Here is a 16,248-nt window from a genome sequence, read left to right on the forward strand (position 1 = left end):
CCGACGAAGACAGGTTGACCATCATGCGCAAGAGCACGGCCCCGAAGTCCCCTGTGATCGACGAGGCGGACGCCCGTTCTGTCGCCGACGGTCGCCATTCCGACCCGTTCGCAATCCTGGGCCCGCACCAGGTGGGCGATCGCCGCGTGCTTCGGGTGTTCGATCCCGGCGCCGAAGAAGTCGCCGCCGCGATGGAGGACGGAACGATCCGACCGCTGGACCCGGTCGACGGCGCCCGCGGCGTTTTCGTCGGCGAGATCGGCGCCGGAAACTATCGCCTGCGCTGCCGCGGCTACGGCGCCGAGTGGGAGATGGAGGACGCCTTCCGGTTCGGCCCCGTGATCGGCGAGATGGACGAATACCTGCTGGGCGAGGGCACCCATCGGCGGCTGTGGAACGCGCTCGGCGCCCATGTGCTGACGCACGAGGGCGTTCCGGGCACGAATTTCGCCGTCTGGGCGCCGAACGCCGAGCGGGTCTCGATCGTCGGCGATTTCAACGCCTGGAACGGTCGTCGCCACCCGATGCGGCGCCGCGGCCCGACCGGCGTGTGGGAGATCTTCATCCCCAACGTCGGCGAGGGCGCGATCTACAAGTACGAGATCGTCGCCAACGGCGGCCGGCTGCTGCCGCTGAAGGCCGATCCGGTCGGCTTCGGTGCGCAGCACGCGCCCGAGACCGGTTCGGTCGTGCGCGATCTGTCCGGCTATGGCTGGCGCGATGCAGACTGGATGCAGCGCCGCGAGACGGCGAACCGCGTCGACGCGCCGATCGCGGTCTACGAGGTGCACCTGGGCTCGTGGCGCCGGGTTCCGTCCGAGGGCAACCGTTCGCTGAGCTATCGCGAACTGGCCGAGGAGCTGGTGGACTATGCCGTCGGCATGGGCTTCACCCACATCGAGCTGATGCCGATCAGCGAGCATCCGTTCGACGGCTCGTGGGGCTACCAGCCGGTGGGGATGTACGCGCCGACGATCCGGTTCGGCCCGGCGCAGGAGTTCCGCGACCTGATCGACGCCGCCCACCAGAAGGGGCTGGGGGTGATCATCGACTGGGTGCCGGGGCATTTTCCCACCGACGCGCACGGTCTGGGCCGGTTCGACGGCACGCCGCTTTACGAACACGCCGATCCGAAAGAGGGGTTCCACCAGGACTGGAACACCCTGATCTACAACTTTGGTCGAACGGAAGTCGCGAACTATCTGATCTCGAACGCGCTTTACTGGCTGGAGGAATATCATATCGACGGTCTGCGGGTCGATGCCGTGGCCTCAATGCTGTACCGCGACTATTCCCGCAACGAGGGCGAATGGGTGCCCAACATCCACGGCGGACGCGAGAACCTGGAGGCGATCGCGCTGCTGCAGCGGATGAACATCGAGACCTATGGCGAGGTTCCCGGCATCCTGACCGCGGCCGAGGAAAGCACCGCCTTCCCGGCGGTGTCGCGGCCCGTCGACATGGGCGGGCTGGGGTTCGGCTACAAGTGGAACATGGGGTGGATGAACGACACCCTGTCCTACATCGAGAAGGATCCGGTGCACCGCAAGCATCACCATCACCAGATGACCTTCGGCATCCACTACGCCTATTCCGAGAACTTCATGCTGCCGATCAGCCATGACGAGGTGGTGCACGGCAAGGGCTCGATGCTGAGCAAGATGCCGGGCCACGACTGGGACCGGTTCGCCAACCTGCGCGCCTACTACGGCTACATGTGGGGGCATCCGGGCAAGAAGCTGCTGTTCATGGGCCAGGAGTTCGGGCAGTGGGCCGAATGGAACCACGCGGCGCAACTGGACTGGCACCTGCTGCAGAACGAAAGCCACGCCGGGATGCAGGCGCTGGTGCGGGATCTGAACCGGCTCTACCGCGAGACGCCGGCGCTTTACGCCCGCGATTGCGAGCCCGAGGGCTTCCAGTGGATCGAAGCCAACGCCGCCGAAGAATCGGTGTTCGCCTGGGCGCGCTTCGGCGGCCCGGACGATCCGCCTTGCGTCGTGATCTGCAACTTCACCCCCGTCGAGCGGCGCGACCGGCTGTGCGGCCTGCCGCGCGCCGGCCGCTGGGAGGAAGTGCTGAACACCGACGCCGGACCCTATGGCGGGGGAAACCGCGGCAACATGGGCGGCGTCGATGCCAAGCCGTCGCCGGCGCACGGCCAGCCGGCTTCGGCCGCGGTCACGCTGCCGCCGCTGTCGACCGTGATCCTGCGCCACGCGGGCGGCTGAACAACCGCCGATAGCAACACCAAGGGGAGGGGACCAACATGATCGATCCGAACATCGAGCCGGGCCACCGGCTGATGAGCAGGACCATGGCCTTCGTGCTGGCCGGCGGGCGCGGCTCGCGCCTGAAGGAACTGACCGACCGGCGCGCGAAACCGGCCGTCTACTTCGGCGGCAAGACGCGGATCATCGACTTCGCCCTGTCGAACGCGCTGAACTCCGGCATCCGCAAGATGGCGATCGCGACCCAGTACAAGGCGCACAGCCTGATCCGCCACATGCAGCGCGGCTGGAACTTCTTTCGCGCCGAGCGCAACGAATACCTGGACATTCTGCCCGCCAGCCAGCGTGTTGCGGAAAACCAGTGGTACCTTGGCACGGCTGACGCGGTGACGCAGAACATCGATATCGTCGACGACTACGACGTCGACTACGTGCTGATCCTGGCCGGCGACCACATCTACAAGATGGATTACGAGATCATGGTCCGGCAGCACGTCGAGACCGGCGCGGACGTGACCGTGGGCTGCCTGACCGTCCCGCGCGAGGAAGCCTCGGCCTTCGGGGTGATGGACATCGACGAGAACCTGCAGATCAAGAGCTTTCTGGAAAAGCCCGCCGACCCGCCGGGCATGCCGGGCGATCCGGACCGGACCCTCGCCTCGATGGGGATCTACGTCTTCAAGTGGAGCTTCCTGCGCGAGTTGCTGCTGTCGGACGCCGAGAACCCGGACAGCAAGCACGACTTCGGCGGCGACCTCATCCCCCATGTCGTGAAGAACGGCAAGGCGATGGCGCACAAGTTCGACGACAGCTGCGTACGCTCGAACGCGGAGGCGCCGGCGTACTGGCGCGACGTGGGCACGGTCGATGCCTTCCACCAGGCCAACATCGACCTGACCGACTTCACCCCGGAACTGGACCTGTGGGATCGCGACTGGCCGATCTGGACCTATTCCGAAAGCGTGCCGCCGGCGAAGTTCATCCATGACGAGGTGAACCGGCGCGGGCTGGCGCTGAGCTCGATGATCTCGGGCGGGTGCATCATCTCGGGCACCGAGGTGCGTGAATCGCTGCTGTTCACCGGCGTGCGCTCGAACAGCTATTCGGTGCTGGAGCGCGTGGTGGCCTTGCCCTACGTCACCATCCAGCGCCATTCGCGGCTGCGCAACGTGGTGATCGACCGCGGCGTCGAGATCCCGCGCGGGCTGGTCGTGGGCGAGGATCCGGTCGAGGACGCGAAGTGGTTCCGGGTGACCGAGAAGGGCGTCACCCTGATCACCGCCGAGATGATCGCCAAATACACGGCCGCGCATTGAGCCGGGCGGCGCTGTCGGTCGCCTCGGAATGCGTGCCGCTGGTCAAGACCGGCGGACTGGCCGATGTGGTCGGCGCCCTGCCGGCGGCGATGAAGGCGCAGGGCTGGGCGCTGCGCACGCTGCTGCCGGGGTATTCCACGGTAATGGCGGCGCTGGACCGGACCACCGAGGTCTGGCACGCGGCCGAGCTTTTCGGCGGTCCCGCGCGGCTGCTGGCGGCCCGCGCCGCGGGGCTGGACCTGCTGGTGCTGGACGCGCCGCATCTCTATGACCGGGATGGCACGATCTATCTGACGCCCACCGGCTTCGACTGGCCCGACAACCCCGAGCGGTTCGCGGCGCTGAGCATGGTCGCCGCCGAGATCGCCGGCGGCGCGCTGCCCGACTGGCGGCCCGAGGTGGTGCATGTTCACGACTGGCAGGCGGCGCTGACGCCGACCTACATGAAGGCGCGAAGCATCGACGTGCCGGTACTGCTGACGGTGCACAACATCGCCTTTCACGGCCTCGCCCCGTCGGGCCGGCTGGAGGCGCTGCACCTGCAGCGGATCCGCTTCAACTCCGAGGAGCTTGAGTTCTACAGCCAGATCAGCGCGCTGAAGGCGGGGCTGGTAGATGCCGATGCGGTCTCGACGGTCAGCCCGACCTACGCGCGCGAGCTGATGACGCCGCGCTTCGGCATGGGGCTGGAGGGGGTGATCGCCAGTCGCGCCGCCGATCTGCGCGGGATCCTGAACGGCATCGACACCGGCGTCTGGTCGCCCGAGACCGACGACGCCATCGCCCCCTATTCCGCCCCCAGCGGCAAGGCGCCGAACCGGGAAATGCTGCTTGCGGAGTTCGGTATCGAGCCGGGGCCGGGTCCGCTGTGCATCGTGGTCTCGCGGCTGACCGGGCAGAAAGGGCTGGACCTGCTGCTGGATGCGGCGCCGCGGCTGCTGGCGATGGGCGGCATGATCGCGCTGCTGGGCACCGGGGAAAAGGGGCTGGAGGGCGGCTGGCGCGACCTCGGCGAGCGCTCGCCGGCAGTGGGCGTGCACATCGGCTATGACGAGGGTATGAGCCACCGCATGTTCGCCGGGGCCGACGCGGTGCTGGTGCCCTCGCGTTTCGAGCCCTGCGGTCTGACGCAGATGTACGGGCTGCGCTACGGCACGGTGCCGCTGGTGGCGCGCACCGGCGGGCTGGCCGATACCGTCATCGACGCGAACGAGGCCGCGCTGCGCGCCGGTGTCGCCACCGGCGTGCTGGTCGAGCCCGACGACGCACAGGCGCTGGGCGCGGGCCTGGAGCGGCTGGTGGCGCTGTACGCGCAACCCAAGCTGTGGCAGCGGATGCAGCGCAACGGCATGGCGCACCCGGTGGGCTGGGAGATCGCCGCGGCGGAATACGCGGCGGTCTACGCCGGGTTGGCGAGCTAGGGCGGCGATGGCGGCAGCGTTCGAAATGGGGCCCGGCAGCCCGGCACCGATGGGGTCGACCCCGACAGGGAACGGCGTCAACTTCGCCGTGTTCTCGGCCCACGCCACTCGGATGCTGCTGTGCCTGTTCGATGCCGTCGGCGCCGAGGTCGCGCGGCTTCCGATGCCCGAGCGCACCGGCGGCATCTGGCACGGCCATGTCGCGGGCATCGGCGCCGGCCAGCGCTACGGCTACCGCGCCGAGGGGCCGTGGGCGCCGGGGCAGGGGCACCGCTTCAACCCGCGCAAGCTGCTGATCGACCCCTATGCCATGCAGCTGGACAGCGAGCTGGTGTGGGATGCGGCGCTGATGGGCCATGACGAGGCCGGCGGCCACGGCCAGAATCCCGACCGCCGCGACAGCGCACGCCATGTGCCGAAGGCGGTGGTGATGGCGCCGCTGCCGCCGGCCGATGAGGAACGGCCGCGCACCCCGTGGTCGAAGACCGTGATCTACGAGGCGCATGTGCGCGGGCTGACAATGCAGATGCCGGGCGTCGGCGATCCCGGCACCTACCGCGCGCTGGCCGACCCGAAGGTGGTCGAGCATCTGAAGATGCTGGGGGTGACGGCGGTGGAGCTGCTGCCGGTGCACGGCTTCATCGAGGACCGACATCTGGCGGACCGCGGGCTGCGCAACTACTGGGGCTACCAGACGCTGACCTTCCTGGCGCCCGCGCGCCGCTACGCCGCCACCGACGCGCCGCAGGCCGAGTTCCGGCAGATGGTGCGCGCGTTGCACGCGGCCGGGCTCGAGGTGATTCTGGACGTGGTCTACAACCACAGCTGCGAAGGCGACTGGCGGGGGCCGACGCTGATGTTCCGGGGGCTGGACAACGCCAGCTACTACCGGCTGGGGCCGGACGGGCATTCCTATCTCAACGACACCGGCACCGGCAACACGCTGGACTGCGCCAGCCCCGCGATGCTGCGCCTGGTGACGGACAGCATGCGGTTCTGGGCGCGCGACATGGGCGTTGACGGCTTCCGCTTCGATCTCGGCACGGTGCTGGGCCGCGAGGGGCGCGGCTTCGACCCCGGTGCGGGCCTGCTGGACGCGATCCGGCAGGATCCGGTGCTGTCCGGCGTCAAGCTGATCGCCGAGCCGTGGGACATCGGTCCGGGCGGCTATCAGCTGGGCGCGTTCCCGCCGCCGTTCGCCGAGTGGAACGACGTCGCCCGCGACACCATGCGCGCATTCTGGCGCGGCGACGCCGGCCAGGTACGCCGCCTGAGCGGGGTCATCGCCGGCTCGGCCGAGCGGTTCGGCCATTCCGGGCGCACCGCCAACAGCTCGATCAATTTCCTGACCGCGCACGACGGCTTCACGCTGATGGATCTGGTCAGCTTCGACCAGCGGCACAACGAGGCCAACGGCGAGGACAACAAGGACGGCCACGCGCACAACATCTCGGACAACATGGGTGTCGAGGGACCGACCGACGATCCCGCCATCAACACCGCGCGCGCGCGCCGCCGCCGCAACATGATCGCCACGCTGCTGGCGGCGCAGGGCACGCCGATGCTGCTGGCCGGGGACGAACTGGGCAACAGCCAGGGCGGCAACAACAATGCCTATGTGCAGGACAACCCCACCGGCTGGGTCACCTGGGACGGGGCCGACCCTGAGTTCCTCGCGTTCGTCGCCCGCGCGGTGCGGTTGCGTCTCGCCTGCCCGATGCTGGGGCAGCGGCGGTTTCTGCACTCGGAAATCCGCACCGACGGCATGCCCGACCTGACGTGGTATCATCCGGGCGGATACGAGATGCAGAACGACAACTGGGAGGACGACACGCTGCACACGCTGTGCGTCGAAAAGCGCATGGCGGCCGGTACGCCAGAGTGGGCGCAGAGCGACCTGGCGGTGTTCATGGTGTTCAATTCCGGGCCGCCCGTCGACATCACGGTGCCGGCCCACGCCGCCGACTGGGAGCCGTTCTTCTGGACGGCCGAAGCGCCGGAACTCGACGCGGGTACGCTGAAGGTGCCCGCCGATTCGGTCGCCGTGCTGAAACCGCCCGGCGCAGATCTTACATTGCCCGAAGACGGAGCGACGACATGACCCGCATCGCGATCCACGACACCACCCCGATCGACGGCCAGAAGCCGGGCACCTCGGGTCTGCGCAAGAAGACGCGCACCTTCATGGAGCCGCACTTTCTGGAAAACTTCGTGCAGTCGATCTTCGACGGCATCGGCGGCGCCGACGGCAAGACCTTCGTGCTGGGCGGCGACGGGCGCTACTTCAACGACCGCGCGGCGCAGGTGATCCTGCGCATGGCCGCCGCGAACGGCGCGGCGAAGGTGATCGTCGGCCAGAACGGGCTGCTGTCGACCCCGGCCGCCAGCCACGTCATCCGCAAGCGCGGCACCGACGGCGGCATCATCCTGTCGGCCAGCCACAATCCCGGCGGCCCGGACGAGGATTTCGGCGTCAAGTTCAACACCCCCAATGGCGGCCCGGCGCCGGAGGAGGTGACCAGCCGCATCCACGCCGCGACCAAGGTGATCCAGCGGTACAAGATCCTCGAGGCCGGCGACGTCGACCTGGAGACGATCGGCGAAAGCCGCCTGGACGGCATGCTGGTCGAGGTCATCGACCCGGTCGAGGACTACGCCGCGCTGATGCGCGAGCTGTTCGACTTCGACGCGATCCGGGACCTGTTCAAGGGCGGGTTCACCATGGCCTTCGACGCCATGCACGCCATCACCGGCCCCTACGCCCGGCGGATCCTGGAGGACGAGCTGGGGGCCGCACCGGGCACCGTGCGCAACGGAACGCCAAGCCCCGACTTCGGCGGCGGGCACCCGGACCCGAACCCGGTCTGGGCGAAGGAACTGATGGACCTGATGATGGGGCCGGACGCGCCGGATTTCGGCGCCGCCTCGGACGGCGACGGCGACCGCAACATGATCGTCGGCAAGGGCACCTACGTTACGCCCTCGGACAGCCTGGCGGTGCTGGCGGCGCAGGCGCATCTGGCGCCGGGCTACGCGAATGGGCTGGCGGGGGTCGCGCGATCGATGCCCACCTCGGCCGCCGTCGACCGGGTGGCCGAGGCCAAGGGCATCGCCTGTTTCGCCACCCCGACCGGCTGGAAGTTCTTCGGCAACCTGCTGGACGCCGGAATGGCGACGCTCTGCGGCGAGGAAAGCGCCGGCACCGGCTCGAACCACGTGCGCGAGAAGGACGGGCTCTGGGCCGTCCTGCTGTGGCTGAACATCCTGGCGGCGACCGGCAAAAGCGTCGCCGATCTGCTGTCCGAGCACTGGAAGGAATACGGCCGCAACTACTATTCGCGGCACGATTACGAGGCGCTGGACGCGGTCGCGGCCGGCGATCTGGTGGACGGTCTGCGCGAGCAGTTGAGTGCGCTGGAGGGGGTCGAGGTCGAGGGGCTGACCGTCAGCGACGCCGACGAGTTCAGCTATACCGACCCGGTGGACGGCTCGGTCGCGAACGCGCAGGGCATCCGCGTGCATTTCGAGGACGGCAGCCGGATCGTCTACCGCCTTTCGGGGACCGGAACCGTGGGGGCGACGCTGCGCGTCTACCTGGAACGTTACGAGTCCGACCCGGCGAAACAGCATCTGGACCCGCAGGAAGCGCTGGCGCCGGTGATCGCCGCCGCCGACGATCTTGCCGGGATCCGGGACCGCACCGGGCGCGACGCGCCGGACGTGCGCACCTGACCTCCGGTTTTCGCCGTCAGCCGATCCAGGCCGCGAACACGTCCAGCGCCTGAAGCGAGATCGTCTTGCCGTCCAGCCGGCCGGTGAAGCCGGGCAGCGGCAGCGGCTTCGGCTTCCTGGCCCAGGCGGGCAGGGCGGGCGCGGCCGGATCCTCGGAATAGTTGAACGCCATCAGCAGCCGTTTGCCTTCGTGCGCGCGGACGATCAGCAAGCAGCCGTCGTCCAGCGCCTCGCACCGCTCCATGTCGCCCAGCTTCAGCGCCGGCGTCTCGGCGCGCAGCCGCAGCACCGCGCGATAATGGTTCAGCACTGAGTCCGGATCTTCGGTCTGCCGGCTGACCGCGCGGTCCATGTGCGCGGTCCGGATCGGCAGCCACGGCTCGCCCTTGGTGAACCCGGCGTTCGGCGCCTCGGCATCCCACAGCATCGGCGTGCGGCAGCCATCGCGGCCCTTGAAGGCAGGCCAGAACCGCTTGCCGTAGGGATCCTGGATCTCGTGGTACTCGTAATCCGTCTCCGGCTGCGCGATTTCCTCGCCCTGGTACAGGCAGATCGAGCCGCGCAGCGCCGCCAGCACCATCAGCGAGAATTTCGCCACCCGGTCGTGATCCATTCCCGGCAGGGTGAAGCGGGTCACATGCCGGATGACATCGTGGTTCGAGAACGCCCAGCAGGCCCAGCCGTCCTTTACCGCCTTCTCGAACCGGCCGACGGTGTGGGCGATGAACTTCGCGTCCAGCCGCGGGCTGAGCAGATCGAAGGTGTAGCACATGTGCAGCTTGTCGCCGCCGTTGGTGTACTCGGCCGTCAACTCGATCGCCTTGGGATCGCCGATCTCGCCCACGCTGGTGGTCGCGCCGTACTCGTCCAGCATCGACCGGAAGCGCCGGTAGAAGCCGATCATCTCGGGCTGCGACTTGGAATGCACATGCTCCTGCATGCCGTAGGGATTGGTTTCGGGCGCATCGGCGCCGATGCCCGCGGGGCCGCCGTAATCCTCGCGCGGCGGGTTCGAGCGCAGCTGCGGGTCGTGGAAGAAGAAGTTGGCGGTATCGATGCGGAAGCCGTCGACGCCCCGGTCCAGCCAGAAGCGGCAGGTGTCGAGGATCGCATCCACCACCTGGGGGTTGTGGAAATTCAGGTCCGGCTGCTCTTTCAGGAAGTTGTGCAGGTAGAACTGCCGCCGCACCCCGTCCCATTCCCAGGCCGGGCCGCCGAACACCGACAGCCAGTTGTTGGGCGGGGTACCGTCGGGCTGCGGGTCCACCCAGACGTACCAGTCGGCCTTCGGGTTGTCGCGGCTGATGCGGCTTTCACGGAACCAGGGATGCTGGTCCGAGGTGTGGTTCATCACCTGGTCGATGATGACCCTCAGACCCAGCACATGCGCGCGGGCGACCAGCGCGTCGAAATCCGCCAGCACGCCGAACATCGGATCGACACCGGTGTAGTCCGAGACGTCGTAGCCCATGTCCTTCATCGGCGAGGTGAAGAACGGCGACAGCCAGATCGCGTCCACACCCAGCGCGGCGATGTGATCGAGCCTGCGGGTGATTCCCACCAGATCGCCGGTGCCGTCGCCGTCCGAATCCTGGAACGAACGCGGGTAGACCTGGTAGATCACCGCGCCGCGCCACCAGTCCGGATCGGTCGCCTTCGGCGTGCAGGTCGTCTCGCGGGGCATGGCGTCTCCGGGTCCGGGTCAGGGGGCGGGGCTGGGTGCGGGCGGCGTCTCGATCACGGCGAGGTACTGGTCCAGGGCCTTTGCGCCGGTCGCGCCCAGCCGGTCGACCAGCCGGGCCTGGTAGCGCAACGCGATCTGCGTCAGCCGCCCGAATGCCGACTGTCCCGCCGCCGTCAGTTCGAGGAACTCGACCCGGCGGTCGCGCGGGTTCTCGTGCCGGGTCAGCCAGCCGCGCGCCGCAAGCCGGGTGACCGCACGGCTGACCTGGGTCTTGTGCATGTCGGCATGCTGGCCGATCTCGGTCGCGGTCAGGCGGCCGCGCTGGCCAAGCGCGGCCAGCGCGCGCCATTCTGGGCGTGTCAGCCCGTAGATCGCCTTGTATTCCTCGGCAAAGCCGCGACCGATCGCTTCGGCGGCCCGGTGCAGGCGGTAGGGCAGAAAACCGTCCAGGTGAAAATGTTCATTCATATCAATGCCGTGATTGAGTGCGATTGAGGAATGTTCAGTAAAATTCGGTTGCCGCTTGAAACTAGGGCAACGTCTGGTCCGAGGCAACGCACGAGCCGCGCCGGGAGGCGGAATCCCGGCGGTGTTGCCTGCGTGCTTTGCGGACTGACAAGCCCAGCATGCGGGGACGGCGCGCGCGGTGCCGGCCCCGGAAGCTGAGATCAGTAGCAGGGATCAGTAGCGGTAATGTTCGGGCTTGAACGGGCCTTCGGGCCGGACGCCGATATAGGCCGCCTGCTCGGCGCTCATCTGCGTCAGCTTCACGCCGATCCGGGCCAGGTGCAGCCGCGCGACCTTCTCGTCCAGGTGCTTGGGCAGGATGTAGACCTGGTTCTGGTACTGCTCGCCCCGGGTCCACAGCTCGATCTGCGCCAGCACCTGGTTGGTGAAGCTGGCCGACATCACGAAGCTGGGGTGGCCGGTGGCGTTGCCGAGGTTCAGCAGACGGCCCTCGGACAGCAGGATGATGCGGTTGCCCGAAGGCATCTCGATCAGGTCCACCTGCTCCTTGACGTTGGTCCACTTGTGGTTCTTCAGCGCCGCGACCTGGATCTCGTTGTCGAAATGGCCGATGTTGCCGACGATCGCCATGTCCTTCATCGCCCGCATGTGCTCCAGCCGGATCACGTCGCGGTTGCCGGTGGTGGTGATGAAGATGTCGGCGCTGGCGACGACGTCCTCCAGCAGCACGACCTCGAAGCCGTCCATCGCCGCCTGCAGCGCGCAGATCGGGTCGACCTCGGTCACCTTGACCCGTGCGCCGGCGCCGGCCAGCGACGCGGCCGAGCCCTTGCCGACGTCGCCGTAGCCGCAGACCACGGCGACCTTGCCGGCCATCATCACGTCGGTGGCGCGGCGGATGCCGTCGACCAGGCTCTCGCGGCAGCCGTACTTGTTGTCGAACTTCGACTTGGTGACGCTGTCGTTGACGTTGATCGCCGGGAACGGCAGGTGGCCCTTCTCCATCATCTGGTAGAGCCGGTGCACGCCGGTGGTGGTCTCCTCGGTGACGCCGCGGATCTTGTGGCGCTGCCGGGTGAACCAGCCCGGGCTGGATTGCATGCGCTTGCGAATCCGGGCGAACAGCGCCTCCTCCTCCTCGGACTGGGGCACGGAGATCAGGTCGGTCTCGCCTTCCTCGACGCGGGCGCCGAGCAGGATGTAGAGCGTGGCGTCGCCGCCATCGTCGAGGATCATGTTGGCGCCGCCGCCGTCGCCGGTGTCGGGAAAGTCGAAGATCCGGTCGGCGTAGTCCCAGTACTCCTCGAGGGTCTCGCCCTTGACGGCGAACACCGGGGTGCCGCCGGCGGCGATCGCGGCGGCGGCGTGGTCCTGGGTCGAGAAGATGTTGCACGACGCCCAGCGCACCTCGGCGCCGAGCGCCTTCAGCGTCTCGATCAGCACCGCGGTCTGGATCGTCATGTGCAGGCTGCCGGCGATCCGTGCGCCCTGCAGCGGCTTGCTGTCGCCGAATTCCGCGCGCAGGGCCATCAGGCCCGGCATCTCGGTCTCGGCGATGGCGATCTCGTGCCGGCCGTAGGCGGCCAGCGAGATGTCCTTGACGATGTGGTCCTGCGCCGGGACTTTGTCCTGCTTGGTCATGATGTTGCGTCCTGTTCTTTCAATGCTGCGACGGCGGGTCAGGCGATCTTGCGGGCCGAGGCGCGTTCCGGCGTGTAGCCCAGGTTCGGGGCCAGCCAGCGTTCCGCCTCGGCCAGATCCATGCCCTTGCGGGCGGCGTAGTCCTCGACCTGGTCGCGGCCGATGCGTCCGACGCCGAAGTACTGCGACTGCGGGTGCGCGAAGTAGAGCCCCGAGACCGCCGACGCCGGCCACATGGCGCAGCTTTCGGTCAGGCGCAGCCCGGTGTGGCGCTCGGCATCGAGCAGGCGGAAAAGCGTGCGTTTCTCGGTGTGGTCGGGGCAGGCGGGATAGCCGGGCGCGGGGCGAATGCCGCGATAGGCCTCGGCGATCAGCGCCTCGTTGTCGAGATCCTCGCCTGCGGCATAGCCCCAGAGGCTGCGGCGCACCCGGGTGTGCAGCGCCTCGGCCGCGGCCTCGGCCAGGCGGTCGGCAAGGGACTGCACCAGGATCGCGTCATAGTCGTTGCCCTCGGCCTTCCAGCGCTCGGCCAGCGCGTGCACCTCGGGGCCCGAGGTGACGGCGAAGCCGCCGACCCAGTCGGGGGTGCCTTCGGGCGCGACGAAATCGGACAGGCACATGTTGGCGCGGTCGCGGGACTTGGAGCCCTGCTGGCGCAGCATGTGGATGCGCGCCGCCTCGGCCGCGCGGTCCTCGCCCCGCCAGACGATGATGTCGTCGCCGTCGCGGTTCGCGGGCCACAGGCCGACGACGCCGCGGATCGAGAACCAGTTCTCGGCCTCGATCCGGTCGAGCATGGCGAGCGCGTTCTGGTACAGATCGCGCGCCGTCGGGCCCTTGTCGGCATCGTCCAGGATCTCGGGGTACTTGCCGCGCATCTCCCAGGTCCAGAAGAACGGCGACCAGTCGATATAGGCGCGCAGATCGGCGGCGGTCATGTCGTCGACTGCGGTGATGCCCGGCGTCTGCGGGGCGGGGGGCGTGTAGGCGTCGAAGCCCCCGTCGAAGGCGTTGGCGCGGGCCTCGGCCAGCGGCGTGGTCCTGCGCTCGGCGCCGGCGTTGGTCGCATCGCGCAACCGCGCCTGATCGGACGCGACCTCGGCCAGAAAATCGGCCCGCTGTCGGGCGGACAGCAGGCGCGAGACCACGCCGACGGCCTTGGAGGCGTCGTCCACATGCACCACGCCATGCTCGTATTCCGGCGCGATCCTCAGCGCGGTGTGCTTCTTCGAGGTGGTCGCGCCGCCGATCAGCAGCGGCAGGTCGAACCCGCGGCGGGTCATTTCCGAGGCCACGTCCACCATCCGGTCCAGCGAGGGGGTGATCAGCCCGGACAGGCCGATGATGTCGGCCTTTTCCTCGATCGCGCGGTCGAGGATGTCCTCGGCCGGGACCATCACGCCCATGTCCACCACGTCGTAGTTGTTGCACTGCAGGACGACGCCGACGATGTTCTTGCCGATGTCGTGCACGTCGCCCTTGACCGTGGCCATCACCACCTTGCCCTTGGCCGAGGTGTCGCCGGTGCGTTTCTTCTCTTCCTCCATGTAGGGGATCAGGTGGCCGACGGCAGCCTTCATCACGCGGGCGGACTTGACCACCTGCGGCAGGAACATCTTGCCCGCGCCGAACAGGTCGCCGACCTCGTTCATGCCGTCCATCAGCGGCCCCTCGATCACGTCGAGCGGCTTGTCCATCGCCTGGCGGCATTCCTCGGTGTCGTCGATGACGAAGTCGGTGATGCCGTGGACCAGCGCATGGCGCAGGCGTTCGGCCACCGGGGCCTCGCGCCATTTCGGGTCTTCCTTCTTCGCCGCCTCGCCCGAGTCGCGGTACTTGTCGGCGATCGCCAGCAGCCGGTCGGTGGCATCCGGACGGCGGTTCAGCAGCACGTCCTCGACATGCTCGCGCAGCTCGTCGGGGATGTCGTCATAGACGGTGATCTGGCCCGCGTTCACGATCGCCATGTCCAGGCCCAGCGGGATCGCGTGGTACAGGAATGCCGAGTGCATCGCCTCGCGCACGGCGTTGTTGCCGCGGAAGCTGAACGAGACGTTGGACAGCCCGCCGGACACATGCACCAGCGGCATCGCCTGCTTGATCATCCGCGTCGCCTCGAAAAAGGCGTTGGCGTAGTCGTTGTGTTCCTCGATGCCGGTGGCGACGGCGAAGATGTTGGGATCGAAGATGATGTCCCAGGGATCGAAACCGGCCTTCTGCGTCAGCAGGTCGTAGCTGCGCTTGCAGATGTCGAACTTGTGCTGCGCGGTCTCGGCCTGGCCGCCCTCGTCGAAGGCCATGACCACGACCGCGGCGCCGTAGCGGCGAATGATGCGCGCCTGTTCAAGGAACGGCGCTTCGCCCTCCTTCATCGAGATCGAGTTGACCACGCAGCGGCCCTGAACGCATTTCAGACCGGCCTCGATCACCTCGAACTTGGAGCTGTCGATCATGATCGGCACGCGGCTGATGTCCGGCTCGGCGGCGATCAGGTTCAGGAAGGTGCGCATCGCCTGGACCGAGTCGAGCAGACCCTCGTCCATGTTCACGTCGATGATCTGCGCGCCGTTCTCGACCTGGTCACGGGCGACGTCCAGCGCGGCGGCATAGTCGCCGTTCATGATCAGCTTCTTGAACTTCGCCGAGCCGGTGATGTTGGTCCGCTCGCCGATGTTGATGAACTGCGAGACGCTGGTCATGCGGCGCTCCCGGCTTCGAACATCTCAAGCCCCGACAGGCGCATGCGCTGCACCGTCGCGGGCACCTTGCGCGGGGCCTTGCCGCGCACGGCGTCGGCGATGGCGGCGATGTGGTCCGGCGTGGTGCCGCAGCAGCCGCCGACGAGGTTCACCAGCCCCGCGTCGGCCCATTCGCCCAGGTGGCGCGCGGTCTGTTCGGGCGTCTCGTCATAGCCGCCCATCTCGTTCGGCAGCCCGGCGTTCGGATAGGCGCTGATGCGGGTGTCGGCGGTCTGCGACAGGGTGCGGACATGCGCGCGCATCTCGGCGGCGCCCAGCGCGCAGTTCAGGCCCACGAACATCGGGCGGGCATGCGCGACCGAGGTCCAGAACGCTTCGGGCGTCTGCCCGGTCAGCGTGCGGCCCGAGCGGTCGGTGATCGTGCCCGAGATCATCAGCGGCGGCACCGGCAGGCCTTCGTCGCGCAGGGTCTCCACGGCGTAGATCGCGGCCTTGGCGTTGAGCGTGTCGAAGATCGTCTCGATCAGGATCAGGTCCACGCCGCCCTCGATCAGGGCGCGGGCGGCGGTGCCGTAGGCGTCGGCCAGGTCGTCGAAGGTCACGCGGCGCATGCCGGGATCGTTCACGTCCGGGCTGATGCTGGCGGTCTGGTTGGTCGGGCCGATGGCGCCGGCGACCCAGACCGGCCGGTCGGCGGCCTCGGCGGCCTGCCGCGCCAGACGGGCCGAGGCGAGGTTCATCTCGTGCGCCAGATCCGCCATGCCGTAGTCGGCCTGGGCGATGGCGGTGGCGCCAAAGGTGTTGGTGCACAGGATGTCGGCACCGGCGTCGATGAACGCCGCGTGGATCTCGCGGATCATCTCGGGCTGGGTCAGGCTGAGCAGTTCGTTGTTGCCGCCCACGTCGCGCTTGTGGTCGGCGAAACGGGTGCCGCGATAGGCGGCCTCGTCGGGCTTGCGGGCCTGGATCATTGTCCCCATCGCGCCGTCAAGGATCAGGATGCGGTCGGCGGCGGCTTGCGCGATGTCGTGCGTCATGGTCATGCGTATCCGGTTC

At 68.3% G+C, this 16,248-nt stretch carries 10 protein-coding genes; 5 read left to right on the forward strand and 5 right to left on the reverse strand.

The genetic code is table 11. The annotated features are described in order from the left end of the window. The first annotated feature begins 23 nt into the window (after window positions 1-23). The 5 genes from glgB to GE300_RS03530 are packed head-to-tail and all read left to right on the forward strand — an operon-like array spanning window position 24 to window position 8,700. Window positions 24-2,231 carry a 1,4-alpha-glucan branching protein GlgB gene (glgB, locus tag GE300_RS03510; RefSeq protein ID WP_154444968.1) on the forward strand — a complete coding sequence of 736 codons (2,208 nt, stop codon included), beginning with the start codon at window positions 24-26 and terminating at the stop codon, window positions 2,229-2,231. Between the two features lie 38 nt (window positions 2,232-2,269). Beyond that, window positions 2,270-3,547, forward strand: coding sequence for a glucose-1-phosphate adenylyltransferase (gene glgC / locus GE300_RS03515; protein ID WP_154444970.1), 1,278 nt, complete (start codon window positions 2,270-2,272; stop codon window positions 3,545-3,547). Beyond that, the gene (glgA, locus tag GE300_RS03520) at window positions 3,544-4,968 is read left to right on the forward strand and encodes a glycogen synthase GlgA (RefSeq protein ID WP_154444972.1); all 1,425 of its coding nucleotides are present in this window, start codon (window positions 3,544-3,546) and stop codon (window positions 4,966-4,968) included. Before glgC ends, glgA begins: the two co-directional genes overlap by 4 nt. A 7-nt stretch (window positions 4,969-4,975) precedes the next feature. After that, a complete protein-coding gene (gene glgX / locus GE300_RS03525) occupies window positions 4,976-7,069 on the forward strand; it encodes a glycogen debranching protein GlgX (RefSeq protein WP_407647673.1) in 2,094 nt (697 codons plus the stop codon). Then, entirely contained in the window at window positions 7,066-8,700 is a 1,635-nt protein-coding gene (locus GE300_RS03530) for an alpha-D-glucose phosphate-specific phosphoglucomutase (RefSeq protein ID WP_154444976.1), read from the forward strand. Before glgX ends, GE300_RS03530 begins: the two co-directional genes overlap by 4 nt. Before the next feature lie 16 nt (window positions 8,701-8,716). Here the strand turns inward: GE300_RS03530 and GE300_RS03535 are convergent, their stop codons facing one another. The 5 genes from GE300_RS03535 to GE300_RS23985 all read right to left on the reverse strand — a co-directional run bounded on the left by GE300_RS03535 (window position 8,717) and on the right by GE300_RS23985 (window position 16,235). Beyond that, window positions 8,717-10,384, reverse strand: coding sequence for an alpha-glucosidase (locus GE300_RS03535; RefSeq protein ID WP_154444978.1), 1,668 nt, complete (start codon window positions 10,382-10,384; stop codon window positions 8,717-8,719). Between the two features lie 18 nt (window positions 10,385-10,402). Next, entirely contained in the window at window positions 10,403-10,852 is a 450-nt protein-coding gene (locus tag GE300_RS03540) for a MarR family winged helix-turn-helix transcriptional regulator (protein ID WP_154444980.1), read from the reverse strand. Between the two features lie 213 nt (window positions 10,853-11,065). Further along, on the reverse strand, window positions 11,066-12,493 hold the full coding sequence (gene ahcY / locus GE300_RS03545; protein ID WP_154444982.1) for an adenosylhomocysteinase: 1,428 nt from the start codon (window positions 12,491-12,493) through the stop codon (window positions 11,066-11,068). A 38-nt stretch (window positions 12,494-12,531) separates the two neighbouring features. Next, window positions 12,532-15,192, reverse strand: coding sequence for a methionine synthase (gene metH, locus GE300_RS03550; RefSeq protein WP_154444984.1), 2,661 nt, complete (start codon window positions 15,190-15,192; stop codon window positions 12,532-12,534). After that, window positions 15,189-16,235: a homocysteine S-methyltransferase family protein gene (locus GE300_RS23985; RefSeq protein WP_154444986.1), complete on the reverse strand. Its 1,047-nt coding sequence runs from the start codon at window positions 16,233-16,235 to the stop codon at window positions 15,189-15,191. Before GE300_RS23985 ends, metH begins: the two co-directional genes overlap by 4 nt. Window positions 16,236-16,248 lie beyond the last annotated feature (13 nt).

It is taken from the genome of Halovulum marinum (assembly GCF_009697225.1).
In the GTDB taxonomy this organism is placed as follows: domain Bacteria; phylum Pseudomonadota; class Alphaproteobacteria; order Rhodobacterales; family Rhodobacteraceae; genus Halovulum; species Halovulum marinum.